We start from the raw sequence: 13,489 nt of genomic DNA on the forward strand, positions 1-13,489 counted from the left end.
CATCCACTGAGGCCGTCTGAAAACGGTGTTCTGTTTTCAGACGGCCTTTCCGATGGCGATACTCAGTCGAACGTGTACCTCAGCGATGTCGTGATACTGCGCGGCGTGCCATAGACATGAATATCGGGCATGGTTTTGTAATATTTGTTGAACACGTTTTCAACATCGAGTGCGACGCGGGTGCGCTTGCCGATTTTGTATTGCGCGGTCAGGTCGAGTGTGGCGTAGGCGCGCTGTGCGAGAGCCTTGCGCGCAGCCGGTTCGGTGACTTCCTCGCGGTCGTCGATGATGAAGCTCTGCCAGTTGACATTGCCGCCGACAGTCAGGCGGTCGTTGACGTCGTAGCCGGTGAAGAATTTGAACAGATGCACGGGATACGTGGTTTTAATCTGTTTGCCTTTGCTGTTTTTGGTTTTTGAACGGGCATAAGAGGCATTGAGCAGCCAACGGTCGTTCAGACGGCCGTTAATCGAAAGTTCGCCGCCGGTGTTGGAGGTATGGTCTTCGGCCTTATAGTAGCGTTCCCCGTTGGGCAGCCTGCCCGCAGGCACACCGATTTTGTCGCGTTTGTTGCGGTATACGGAAACAGCAGCGTTCAGACGGCCTTCAAACCATGAAGCTTTCAATCCGGTTTCGTAAGTTCTGCCGCGCTGCGGGGCAAGGGGGTTGCCGTTTTGGGTCAGATAGCGCACCTGCGGGCGGAAAACCGTGGTATAGCTTGCATAAGCAGTCAGGTTCGGCGTGATGTCGTAAGTCGTGCCCAAGTAGGGGATGAAGGCTTTTTCGCTGCGCCGTCCGTCGGCAAAACGGTTGCGCTCGGTGCGGTAGGCATACTTCCAGCGCATCAGGCGCATACCGCCTATCAACGACCATTTGTCGGTGAGTTTGAAGCGTGTCGAGCCGTAAACCGACAAGTGCCTGCTTTGCTGATAACCGTCTTGCAGGTAAGGCAGTTCGGGGCGGGCGATATTACCGTCGAAGCGGCGGAGGTCGGCAACCGGCACGTCTTTGTCGCCGTAATACGGGCCGTAATCCTTGCTGTTCAGATAGCTGATGCCGGTATTGAATTCGTGGCGGCGGCCGAACAATCCGTAATCGCCGTTAAGATTCAAGTTGAATTTGTGTTCGTTGGAGCGGCTCTTGTCCAAATCGACGCTGACGTAGCTGGAATAATCGGCATTGATGTCATATGTACCCGCAATGGCCGACAGATTGTCGTTTTTGCCGTAAAGATAGGCATAACCGCCGTCCAACTGCCAACCATTGTCGAATTCATGTCGCAGGCGGGTGAAAAGTTCGGCGCGGGTTTCCTTGCCGTAAGCCCAATTGGCCGACGAATTGTTGCGCGGGTTGGCCTCAAAGGGGATGAAACCGTCGGTTTCGTTGCCGGCAATCGTCAGATAACCGAAGCGCGAACTGCCGGTATTGCGGTTGACGTGGATTTCGGTGCCGAGCTGCACTTGCGTTTGCGGCTGTACGTTGTAAGACAGGATGCCATAGAGCGTATGGTTGTGGCGGCCGGTACGCGGCAGGTAGTCGCCGCCGTGGTCGCTGACGAATATGGCGCGGCCGCGCAAGGTGTTGTCGGCATTCAGCGGGCTGTTGGCATCGGCAATGAAGCGGTAATGCCGCCACGAACCTGCCGCCGCTTCCAAAACGGTAAAAGGTTTGGCCTGCGGTTTTTTGCGCTCCAAGGCAATCATGCCCGACGGTTCGCCGAAGCCGCCGTTGGTCAGGCCGCTGGAACCGCGCACCACCGCCACCTGTTCATAAAGCGCGCTGTCGAGATTGTTGGTGCTGCGGCGTATCGAATTGCTTTCATAAAGGAATTTCGCCGCGCCGTCCACGCTGACGCTGTCGATGGCCGAGCCGCGCGCCGCAAATTGGCTGTCGCCCGTGGCATTGTTGCCCATTTTGCTGTGGTACACGCCGGGTACTTGTTTCAAAACGTCTTGCAGCGTATCGAGCCGTTGGTCGTCAATCTGCTTTTCGGTGATGACGGACAGCGATTGCGGCGTTTCGCGCTGGGTCAGCCTGATGCCGGTGGCAACCGAAGAAGTGGGCACGGTGTAATTGGTTGCGGTCTGTTTGCCGATGCCGCGTACTTCAACCGAAGCCACTTCCGCATCCAACGGTTTGTCCGCACTCTGTCCGGCTGCGGCGGCATAAGCGGGGAACGCCAGCATGAGTGCTGCCGTTAGCGGTAATAGTCTGTTTGTAAAAGCATGTTCCATTGATTTATCCGATGTTTCTCGATTTGAAATAATCTTTCGGCATACCCAAATTAGCCAACAATTTGTCCGGCCTGCCGCCCCAAAAAACGCGGAATTTTCGCGACCACGCAGCCATTTAGTCAAGTTATACCATAACTTTATATGTTATTAAGTTGCAAAAACAAGACAATTCAAATCAAGCTGATTTCAGTGCCGCATCCATGCGCATCCGCCCTTCCACACAACAGTGGCCGACTGCGGAATTTGATTTTGCCGCAAAACGGAACGCCGAAAACAATCGAGGCCGTCTGAAAACCAAGCGTTCAGACGGCCTCGGATAGTTAAAGCATCCCTACACCAGCAATTCTGCCAGCATTCGTTCGTAGACTGCCGACAGTTTCGGCAGGGCGGAGAGTTCGACATTTTCGTCAATCTGATGGATGGTGGCGTTTACCGGCCCCAATTCGATGAGTTCGCGCGCAATGGCTTTGATGAAGCGGCCGTCTGAAGTGCCGCCGCTGGTGGAGAGTTCCGCGTGCACGCCGCAGATTTCGGCAACGGCGGCCTGCGCGGCTTCGGTCAGCCTGCCCGCTTCGGTCAGGAAGGGTTGGCCGGAAAGCGTCCACTGCAAATCGTAATTCAAACCGTGTTTGTCCAAAATTTCGTGCACGCGCCGTTTCAGGCCGTCTGAATCGGATTCGGTGGAGAAACGGAAATTGAATTTGACGTTCAACTCGCCGGGAATGACGTTGGTCGCGCCCGTGCCGCCGTTGATGTTGGAGATTTGAAAACCGGTCGGCGGGAAATAGGCGTTGCCCCGGTCCCATTCGGCGGCGGTCAGCTCGGCCAGCGCGGGGGCGGCTTTGTGGACGGGGTTTTCCGCCAGATGCGGGTAGGCGATGTGGCCTTGTTTGCCTTTGACGGTCAGATTGCCCGACAGCGAACCGCGCCTGCCGTTTTTAACCGTATCGCCCAAAGTATCGACGGCGGTCGGCTCGCCGACGATGCAGTAGTCTATGGTTTCGCCGCGCGCTTTCAAAACGTCCACCACTTTGGTGGTGCCGTCCAGCGCGTCGCCTTCCTCGTCCGACGTAATCAAAAGGGCGATGCTGCCCGCGTGGTCCGGGTGGGCGGCCATGAAGCGTTCGCAGGCGGTAACGAAGGCGGCGATGCTGCTTTTCATGTCCGCCGCGCCGCGTCCGTAGAGGCGGCCGTCATGCTCGGTCGGATCGAACGGCGGCGATGTCCATTTGTCTTCCGGCCCGCTGGGGACGACATCGGTATGTCCGGCGAAGCACAGCAGCGGTGCGCCGCTGCCGCGCCGCGCCCAAATGTTTTTGGTTTGGCCGAAATCCAACTGTTCGACGGTAAAGCCGATTTTTTGCAGGCGTTCGGCCAGCAGTTCCTGACAGCCTTGGTCGTCGGGGGTAACGGATGCGCGGGCGATGAGTTGTTTGGCCAAAGCCAAAGTGGCGGTTTCGGTCGTCATGTTGTTTTACCTTTGTCTTTTTATGTTTCAGGCCGTCTGAAAGTGTTTTTCAGACGGCCTCTGCGGCTTTCCCGCCTATTGGATGTAAACGAATTTCGCACGTTTGACGTTGCACAGCAGTTCGTAGGCGATGGTGCCTGCCGCGGCGGCGACTTCGTTGATGCTGACGGTGTCGCCCCACAGTTCCACTTCGCTGCCTACGCCTTCGTGGGTATCGGCCAATTCGACGGTCAGCATGTCCATCGAAACCCTGCCGAGGATGCGGCTGCGGCGGCCGTTCACGGCCACGGGCGTGCCGGTTGCCGCGCGGCGCGGATAACCGTCGGCATAGCCGCAGGCCGCCAGTCCGACGCGGGTGGAACGTTTGGTGTAGAACGATGCGCCATAGCCTATCGGTTCGTGCGGCTGCAAAACGCGTTCGGCAAACACGCGGCTCACCAGCCTCATCACGGGCTTGATGCGCGGGTCGTTTTCCAGAAACGGGTCGATGCCGTACAAGGCCAGCCCCGCCCTGCCCCAATCACGCCGCGCCTGCGGATAAGCCAGCATGGCGGCGGAATTGGCCAGGCTCTCTTCGCCCGCCAGTCCGGCGCAACCCATGTCGAAGGCTTCAAGCTGCATTTCGGTCATGCCGCGTTCTTCTTCGTCGGCACAGGCGAAGTGGCTGATTTTCACGATGTCGGAAACCTTGCCGCTTTGCGCGAGCGCGGTGTAGGCCGAAGCGTAGTTGTGCGGGAAAAAACCGGCGCGGTGCATGCCGGAATCCATTTTCAGCCACACTTTCACCGGCGTTTTCCATTCGTGTTTCAACAGGGTTTCGAGCTGCCATTGGTCGGCCACCACGGGCCACAGGCCGTATTCGTCCACGGCGGCGTATTCGGCGGCATCGAACACGCCTTCCAGCAGCACGATGGGCTGCGTGATGCCTTGTGTGCGCAGTTCGACGGCCTCTTCGAGAAAGGCGACGGCAAACCCGTCGGCCAAATCGGCCAGCGCGTGGGCGCAGCGTACCGCGCCGTGCCCGTATGCGTCCGCCTTTAAGACGGCCAGCATCTTGCCGCCGTGCAGCCGTTTCAGGGTTTGGTAGTTTTCCCGCAGGCGGTCGAGGCGGATGTCGGCGCGCAGTGGTCTCATGTTTCGTCGTCCTTTGTTGTTTCGGTGTTGGTGGAAATACAGGCCGTCTGAAAACGGTCGGCCCGTTTCAGACGGCCTGTGGATTATAGGCCTATCCGCATGCTTTTTAAACCCGCCGCCCGAGGTTTCAGCAGGCCGTCTGAAAGCCGGGCGCGCGTGAGGATAAAGTCTGCATCAAACATCATGATTGCACGATAATTTATGGCATAATCGGCCGTCCGCCTTTTCTGGGAAGAAACCATGTCCATTTCACTCGTCCAATACGGCCAATACCTGCAATATATGTTCTCATCCATACTGATGCTGCTGGTTTTCGGCACGGTTTACCTGAAAATCACGCCGGTGCGCGAACTGAAGCTGATTAAAAACGGCAACCTCGCCTGCGCCCTCTCCTTCGGCGGCGCACTGGTCGGATTCTGCCTGCCGCTGGCATCCAGCATCGCCCACAGCGTCAGCCTGCCCGACTTCGTCCTGTGGGGCGCGGCCGCCGCCGTGTTGCAGATTTTGGTGTACTTCGCCGCCACCCGCCTGATTCCGCAGGCGTCTGACGAACTGGCGGGCAACAATGTCGCCGCCGGTACCCTGTTCGGCTCGATTTCCATAGCCATCGGCCTGCTCAACGCCGCCTGTCTGTCTTAACGAAAGGACTCCTCCATGTTCAACTTTATCAAGAAGCAGTTCATCGACATCATCCAGTGGGAAAATCCCGACGAGGAAACCCTGGTATGGCGTTTTCCCATTGCCGACCAGGAAATCCAAAACGGCGCCAGCCTGACCGTGCGCGAGGCGCAGATGGCGATGTTTGTGGACGAAGGTAGAACCGCCGACGTATTCCCCGCCGGCCGCTACACGCTCAACACACAAACCCTGCCCATCCTGACCTACCTGAAAAACTGGGACAAACTCTTCCAATCCCCGTTCAAATCCGACGTTTATTTCTTCAACACCAAACAGCAGCTCGGCCGCAAATGGGGCACGGCGCAACCCGTTACCGTGCGCGATGCCGAATTCGGCGCGGTGCAACTGCGCTCCTTCGGCATGTACAGCTACCGCATCGCCGACCCGGAAAAATTCTTTAAAGAAGTCAGCGGCGTTGTGGAAAGCTACACCGGCGCACAGCTCGAACAGCAGCTGCGCAACCTCGCCGTTACCCAGCTTGCCACCGCCTTCGGCACTTCCGGCATCCCCTTCCTCGACATGGCCGCCAACCAAGTCCTGCTGTCGCAGCAACTGACCGGCCTGCTCGCGCCCGAGTTTGCCAAACTCGGCCTCACGCTGGAAAACTTCACCGTTGAAAGCATCAGCCTGCCGGAGAACATCCAAAAAGCACTCGACAAAAAAATCTCCATGGGCATCGTCGGCGACATGGGCAAATTCGCCCAATACCAAACCGCCGAGTCCATCACCATGGCGGCGCAAAACGAAGGCGGCTTGGCCGGCATCGGCGCAGGCTTGGGCGTGGGCGCAGGCATCGGGCAAACCGTGGCGGGCGCAATGGCCGGCATGATGCAGCCCGCGGCAGCAGGTGCCGCCGCAGCCGCAACGGCAACCGCCGCCCCGGCTGCCGCAGAAGACCCTCAGGCCAAACTGCAAAAACTGAAAGGCCTGCTCGACGGCGGCCTGATTTCCGCCGACGACTACGAAAAAGCCAAAGCCGAGGTATTAAAACAACTCATCAATTAAACGGCGGCAAAAGGCCGTCTGAAAAACCGTTTCCTTTTTTTCAGACGGCCTCACATCACAACAAACAAACCGCAATACGCAAACAGGGCCGGCCTTCCCCATCATTTCGGCGCATGAGGAAAAGCAGCAAAAGGCAGCCCGTTTGCCAACCGCCCTTCAGCGGTTAATACCGCCAAAATCCGTTTTCAGACGGCCTCACATTCAAAAGGCCGTCTGAAAAAAGCCGAAAGCCGACCGACAAAACAAGGAAGCCTCCGTGCCGAAACATCCGCCCACCCTGCCGCCCGAAGTCCTGACGGAAAGCAGCCGCCAAATGCTGCAACGTCTGACGCGCGAACTAGAAGCGGGCGCAGACGCATTATGGTTTGCCTGCCCGTCGCCGTACTTGGATGCCGCAAGCGGCAGGAAAGTTTCCCGCATCATGCTGGCCGCCGACGTATTGCTGCTGGCGGCATGGATGCTGCCGAAAACGCCCCAGCTGTTCGGGCTGCTGATTTTATTGTCCGTCGTAGCCACCGTATTCAGCCTATTTTGGTTCGACGGCAAAATGGCGGACGGCATCCCTTACTTGATTCCCGACTCCGGAAACCTCAGGACGGAAAACATGTATTCCTTCCGGCCTCAGGATTTCGTTCGCCTCGATTTGGCCAACGCCCGCCTGCAACGCTACCACCACAACAAAATCGGTGAAACGCTGCAACTCGACGGCCATTTCGGCCTATGGCTGCCCAAAGGCGGCTGCATCGTAATGCTGACCCACGCCTCGGCCGGCGAAAAAGGCTACCTCATGATGCCCTACGGCGCGGATTACACAGAAACCTCAGCCTTCTGCCGCCTGCTCTGCCTGCGGCTGGGCCTGCGCGACAACCTCGACGTCGGCAACACTCCGCCCGACAGCGGAAACGTCCGCCGCGACAAAAGCGCGAAAATCGCCGTTATCTGCATCATGGCACTGCTTGCCGCCGTCGGGCTGGCCGTCATCGCCGCCGGCATTTCCCACCGCCGGCAGGAAATAACCGCGCCCGACCGCGAAATCCGCATGACGCAGGCGCAACTGAACGCCCAGTACACCTGCTTCAAAAACCGCCGCACCGACAGAACCGTCGTCTGCCGCCACCGCCTGATTGCCGAGGGACGCGACGGCGAACTGCGGCAAATCGACTGCCTCGGTTTGGAAGACAGCCTGTGCGGCCGTGAACAACCGGCCCGCTTCGGCCCCGCCGACCTGCGCCTGCTGAGCCGTGCGGGCACGACTTATTTGATAGAGGCCGACTACCGCCTCCCCGAAACCGGCCGCACCGCACACTTAGACAACCGTGCCGCCCTACCCCAAACGCCGCCCGCAACGGCGGAATAACTTTTCAGACGGCCTCCTGCCGCATACAAAGAGGCCGTCTGAAAACCAAAACCTTATAATTGGCCACCCGCCCGCCTAGGAAATACCGACCATGAGCGAACCCTTCTTCCATACCGACTGCCCAAGCTGCGGCGCACCCGTACACGCCCATTCCCCCACCTCGGTTACGCTGGTCTGCGGCTACTGCAACAGCATGTTGGTACGCCAAGACGGCGGCATCATCGACAAAGGCCGCGACTCCGCCCTGTTGGAAGACTTCAGCCCGCTGCAAATCGGCACGCGCGGCCGCTACGGCACGGCCGCGTTCAACATCATCGGCCGTTTGCAGATGCACTACGACGCGGGCGTGTGGAACGAATGGCACATCCTGTTCGACGAAGGCGGCACGGGCTGGCTGTCCGAATCCGGCGACATCTATTCCCTGACCCGCCCGCAAACCGAATCCGCACTCCGACTCCCCCCCTTCGACGACATCCGCGCCGGCTTCTCCACCCTCGACTACAACGGCAAACGCTTCATGGCCGCCGACGTGCGCCGCGTCACGATGAAGCACGCCGCCGCGCAAGGCGAGCTGCCGTTTGAATTCAACCGCGACATCGAAAGCCGAACCGCAGACTGGCGTTGCGAAAACCTCTTCCTCACCACCGACTACGGCGACGACCCGCCGTCCCTCTACATCGGCAACACCGTCAAACTCGACGACCTGCAACTGGAAAACCTGCGCACCGAAGACCAAATCGCCGCCGGCGCAGGCCGTCTGAAAGGCACGCGCCAATCCGAAAACTGCCCCAACTGCGGCTCGCCCGTACACTGGGTGGACGGATTGGCCAACAACATCCTCTGCCCGAGCTGCGGCAGCGACCTAGAAGCCGTCGACGGCACAGTCGAACTCATCGAAGCCGACGCCATGCGCGCCGCCCAGCAAAAAGCACTTACCCTGCCTATCGGCAGCAGGGGCAAACTGCGCGGCCGCAACTACATCGTCATCGGCGCGGTACACAAAGAAGAACTCGACGCCCAAACGGCCTTCGACCTGATGTACGCCTTCAAACGCCCCACCGGCGTCGTCCCCGAAGGCCATTGGCGCGAATACCTGCTCTACCATCCGACCTCCGGCAGCTTCCTCTGGCTGATCGAATCCGACAGCGGCTGGGAAATCGCCCAAACCCTCCACGATTGGCCACGCCTCGACCGCCACGGCCAGCCCCAGGGCGGCGACAAACTTTATGACTACGGCAGCCGTGTCGGCTATGCTGCCGGCGCGTTCTACTGGCACGTCCGCCACCGCGACCTCACCTTTCACAGCGACTACAAAAGCGGCAAAGGCAAAATCGGCTCCGAACTGTCCGTAAACGAAATCGCCTGGAGCCGCAGCGAACCCGCAAGCAAACGCGAAATTGCCGAAGCCTTCGGCCTACCGACGGCCGCGATGAACACCCTGTCTGGCGACGACCGGCAAACCCCGTCGGGCATCGTCTGGATTACCCTCGCCCTCCTGTGCGTCCTCAACCTGCCCGCCTTCCTCTACGGCGACGGCGAATGGACAGCAATCACCGTCGGCATCGCGGGCTTTTATCTCTATAACTTCGGCATGGCATCGGAAGACGGCGCAGTTCCTTCGCTCTCGCGCTTCCTCACCGTCAGCCTGATAGTCGTCTCACTGGCCACCGGCCTGAACTATATGTTTTCCAACACCGACAGCAGCGGTTACAGCGGCTATAACAGCAGCGGCGGCTATTACGGCGGCGGCTTCTCCGGAGGCCACAAATGACCCGCAGCCTCAGCCGCCACGGCCTGCTCGACCTTTACGGCTGCAACCCCGCCCTCCTGCGCGACGAAGGCCGTCTGAAAACCATCCTTGCCGCCGCCGCCGAAGCCGCTCAGGCCACCGTGCTCGACAGCCGATTCCACACCTTCGGCGGCGCAGGCGGCGTAACCGGCGTACTGCTGTTGGCCGAATCGCACATCAGCATCCACACCTGGCCGGAATACGGCTTCGCCGCCGTCGATGTCTTCCTCTGCGGCCGGATGCCGTCTGAAAACGCCCGCCGCGTCCTCGAAGAAGCACTGGGCGCAAAACGTGCAGAATGGCGGAACATCCCGCGCGGCAATGCCGCATCCGTTGCCGGAAACCCGCTTTCAGACGGCCTCACCATCGAAAAGGCCGTCTGAAAGCGCGGCTGCGGCGAAGCTAAAACACAAGCATCCCGGCCGAAGGTGTAAAATTGTTGATAATTTTACCTTTCATGTTTATATTGCGTGCCGTCCCATTTTCCCGCCATTTCAGGAGCAGACCATGTCCGTCAAAGACGTTATCAAACTGATAGAAGAACACGAAGCCCGTTTTGTCGATTTGCGTTTTACCGACACCAAAGGCAAACAGCACCACTTCACCATTCCCGCCCGCATCGTATTGGACGACCCCGAAGAATGGTTTGAAAACGGCCAGGCGTTCGACGGCTCCTCCATCGGCGGCTGGAAAGGCATCCAGGCTTCCGACATGCAGCTGCGCCCCGACCCCGCAACCGCCTTCATCGACCCCTTCTTCGACGACGTTACCGTCGTGCTGACCTGCGACGTCATCGACCCCGCCAACGGACAAGGCTACGACCGCGACCCGCGCTCCATCGCCCGCCGCGCCGAAGCCTATCTGAAATCCTCAGGCATCGGCGACACCGCCTTCTTCGGCCCCGAACCTGAATTCTTCGTTTTCGACGGCGTCGAATTTGAAACCGACATGCACAAAACCCGCTACGAAATCACCTCCGAAAGCGGCGCATGGGCCAGCGGCCTGCATCTGGACGGCCAAAACACCGGCCACCGCGCCGGCGTGAAAGGCGGCTACGCACCCGTTGCACCGGTGGACGCAGGGCAGGATTTGCGTTCGGCCATGGTGAATATCCTGGAAGAAATCGGCATCGAAGTCGAAGTCCACCACGCCGAAGTCGGCACCGGCAGCCAAATGGAAATCGGCACCCGCTTCAACACGCTGGTGCGCCGCGCCGACCAAACGCAGGACATGAAATACGTCATCCAAAACGTTGCCCATAACTTCGGCAAAACCGCCACCTTCATGCCCAAACCCATCATGGGCGACAACGGCAGCGGCATGCACGTCCACCAATCCATCTGGAAAGACGGCCAAAACCTGTTTGCAGGCGACGGTTATGCCGGCCTGAGCGACACCGCGCTTTACTACATCGGCGGCATCATCAAACACGCCAAAGCCCTGAACGCGATTACCAATCCGTCCACCAACTCCTACAAACGCCTCGTGCCGCATTTTGAAGCACCGACCAAACTGGCCTATTCCGCCAAAAACCGCTCGGCCTCCATCCGCATCCCGTTTGTAAACAGCGTGAAAGCCCGCCGCATCGAAGCCCGCTTCCCCGACCCGACCGCCAACCCCTACCTGGCCTTTGCCGCCCTGCTGATGGCCGGTTTGGACGGCATACAACACAAAATCCATCCGGGCGACCCCGCCAGCAAAAACCTCTACGACCTGCCGCCCGAAGAAGACGCGCAAGTGCCTGCAGTCTGCGCATCGCTGGAAGAAGCACTGGCCGCCCTCAAAGCCGACCACGAATTCCTGCTGCGCGGCGGCGTATTCAGCAAAGACTGGATAGAAAGCTACATCGCCTTCAAAGAAGAAGACGTACGCCGCATCCGCATGGCGCCGCACCCCTTGGAATTCGAAATGTATTACAGCCTGTAAAACAAACGGCAGCCCGAACACACGGGCTGCCTTATTTGCAATAAGGCCGTCTGAAAAACGGTTTTCAGACGGCCTCAATAGATATAGTGAATTAAATTTAAATCAGGACAAGGCGACGAGCCGCAGACAGTACAGATAGTACGGCAAGGCGAGGCAACGCTGTACTGGTTTAAATTTAATTCACTATAAAATAGCACGGAGTCCCCATGACCACATTGGCCAACAAAAAACTCGCCGTCCTCATCGACGCCGACAACGCCCCCGCCGACATCATCGACCGCCTGCTCGAAGAAATCGCCAAATACGGCATCGCCAGCGTCAAACGCATCTACGGCGACTGGAGCCACGGCCTTTCCAAATGGAAAGCCGCCCTCCTGCCCCACGCCATCATCCCCGTCCAGCAATTCGCCTACACCAAAGGCAAAAACGCCACCGACATGGCCCTGGTCATCGACGCGATGGATTTGCTCTACAGCGGCAACTTCGACGGCTTCTGCATCGTATCCAGCGATTCCGACTTCACCCGCCTGGCCAGCCGCCTGCGCGAAAGCGGCCTGACCGTATACGGCTTCGGCGAAAAGAAAACGCCCGAAGCCTTCCGCAAAGCCTGCGACAAATTCGTCTACACCGAAATCTTCCGTCCCGAAAAACAACGCCAAGAAAAAGAGAAAAACAACGGCAAAAACAACCCTGCCGCCGAAGAATCCGCCGCCGCCCCCGACGTACTGCCCCTGCTCAAACGCGCCGTGCGCGAAAATGCCGACGACCTCGGCTGGGCCAACCTCGGCCCCATCGGCAGCTACATCAGCAAAATCAACCCCGATTTCGACTCCAGGCTTTACGGCTACGGCAAACTCTCCGACCTCATCAAATCCTTCGACATCTTCGAACACCGCACCGACAACAACCAACTCCAAGTCCGCCGCAGCAAACCTGCCGACAAACCCACGGAAAAACCGGCGGAAAGGCCGTCTGAAACCCCTGCCGCAGCCAATCAGACGGAAGAAACCGTTTCAGACGGCCACAACGCCGCACCGAAACGCAAAACGCGCAGCAAAAAATCAAACCAAGCCAAAAACGAAAACGCCGCACCCGCCCAAACGGCAGACACCGCACAACCGGCACCGGCCAAACCCGAACCCGCCGCCAAAAACAGCAAACTGCCCGTTACCCGCATCATCGCCACCGTACAGCAGGCCGTCGAAGCGGCCGCCGACGAACAAGGCTGGGCGCGGTTGGGTGACGTATCGAAACAACTGGCCGCACAAGGCACCGACCCGCAACAATACGGTTTTGAAACCATCCGCAACCTCATCCACGCCATCTACGCCGACTGGCTGGAAATCAAAAAAGCCGGCCGCGGCGAACGCCTGCGGATTAACAAACGCTTTACCGCCAAAAGCTGAACGGAAAACCACCGCCCGTTTCAAAGCAGGGTACAATCTGCCGCCAAACCGTCCCAAGAAGAGGCCGTCTGAAAACCGCAAATCGTTTTAACTTCGTTGAAGCTGCGCTTTCAGACGGCCTTCCGACCATTCCCAAACCACCTATTCCCGCCCATACGGCAATAGCGGCAAACCCAAAACGGCCACCCTGCATATACACCCCCAAAACCCGACATTCTGCATCGCGCTATTGGCATGAGGCCTGCCGACAGCAATAAAGTCGAACAGCATTCCGCCCGAAGCCGGCATTTGGACATTGCGGCTGCCGAAAAATTACCGTCAAATCCTGCCCTACTGCACGCCGGAATGACAGAACACCATCGAATGTTCCGACGAATTGGACGCGCTGTCCCAACTCGATACCGCGGTATACACACAAACCATAAACCGCCTGATCGGCGATTTGCAGCACATCTTGGCAGAACACGCGGAACAATATGAATTGCATCTAAC

10 protein-coding genes and 1 pseudogene are annotated in these 13,489 nt (G+C 58.7%); 8 read left to right on the forward strand and 3 right to left on the reverse strand.

What is annotated here, in order from left to right; translation table 11 throughout:
- Window positions 1–62: 62 nt before the first annotated feature.
- The 3 genes from BM261_RS07310 to alr all read right to left on the reverse strand — a co-directional run bounded on the left by BM261_RS07310 (window position 63) and on the right by alr (window position 4,836).
- Complete coding sequence (locus BM261_RS07310) at window positions 63–2,186, reverse strand: TonB-dependent siderophore receptor (protein WP_240317922.1); 2,124 nt, start codon at window positions 2,184–2,186, stop codon at window positions 63–65.
- 379 nt (window positions 2,187–2,565) lie between these two features.
- Complete coding sequence (dapE, locus tag BM261_RS07315) at window positions 2,566–3,702, reverse strand: succinyl-diaminopimelate desuccinylase (protein WP_074896959.1); 1,137 nt, start codon at window positions 3,700–3,702, stop codon at window positions 2,566–2,568.
- A gap of 75 nt (window positions 3,703–3,777) precedes the next feature.
- Entirely contained in the window at window positions 3,778–4,836 is a 1,059-nt protein-coding gene (gene alr / locus BM261_RS07320) for an alanine racemase (RefSeq protein WP_074896962.1), read from the reverse strand.
- Window positions 4,837–5,076: 240 nt separating this feature from the next.
- Here alr and BM261_RS07325 point away from each other — a divergent pair, with 240 nt between their 5' ends.
- The 8 genes and pseudogenes from BM261_RS07325 (at window position 5,077) to BM261_RS07355 (ending at window position 12,997) form a co-directional block, all read left to right on the forward strand.
- Complete coding sequence (locus BM261_RS07325; RefSeq protein WP_074896965.1) at window positions 5,077–5,475, forward strand: DUF350 domain-containing protein; 399 nt, start codon at window positions 5,077–5,079, stop codon at window positions 5,473–5,475.
- Between the two features lie 15 nt (window positions 5,476–5,490).
- On the forward strand, window positions 5,491–6,519 hold the full coding sequence (locus BM261_RS07330; protein ID WP_041961514.1) for an SPFH domain-containing protein: 1,029 nt from the start codon (window positions 5,491–5,493) through the stop codon (window positions 6,517–6,519).
- A gap of 256 nt (window positions 6,520–6,775) precedes the next feature.
- Complete coding sequence (locus BM261_RS07335; protein ID WP_074896967.1) at window positions 6,776–7,876, forward strand: hypothetical protein; 1,101 nt, start codon at window positions 6,776–6,778, stop codon at window positions 7,874–7,876.
- 91 nt (window positions 7,877–7,967) lie between these two features.
- Entirely contained in the window at window positions 7,968–9,647 is a 1,680-nt protein-coding gene (locus BM261_RS07340) for a DUF4178 domain-containing protein (RefSeq protein ID WP_074896969.1), read from the forward strand.
- Window positions 9,644–10,048, forward strand: coding sequence for an adenosylmethionine decarboxylase (speD, locus tag BM261_RS07345; RefSeq protein WP_074896972.1), 405 nt, complete (start codon window positions 9,644–9,646; stop codon window positions 10,046–10,048). Before BM261_RS07340 ends, speD begins: the two co-directional genes overlap by 4 nt.
- Window positions 10,049–10,172: 124 nt before the next feature.
- Window positions 10,173–11,591, forward strand: a complete 1,419-nt coding sequence (glnA, locus tag BM261_RS07350) for a type I glutamate--ammonia ligase (protein ID WP_074896975.1) — start codon at window positions 10,173–10,175, stop codon at window positions 11,589–11,591.
- A gap of 79 nt (window positions 11,592–11,670) precedes the next feature.
- Window positions 11,671–11,777 (forward strand): annotated as a pseudogene (locus BM261_RS12450) (IS5/IS1182 family transposase); the annotation flags it as partial.
- A gap of 20 nt (window positions 11,778–11,797) precedes the next feature.
- Window positions 11,798–12,997 (forward strand): NYN domain-containing protein, encoded by a 1,200-nt coding sequence (locus tag BM261_RS07355; RefSeq protein WP_074896978.1) that lies wholly within the window; start codon window positions 11,798–11,800, stop codon window positions 12,995–12,997.
- The last annotated feature ends 492 nt before the right edge of the window (window positions 12,998–13,489 follow it).

Origin of the sequence: Neisseria elongata subsp. elongata (assembly GCF_900113545.1) — a bacterium.
Classification (GTDB): domain Bacteria; phylum Pseudomonadota; class Gammaproteobacteria; order Burkholderiales; family Neisseriaceae; genus Neisseria; species Neisseria elongata.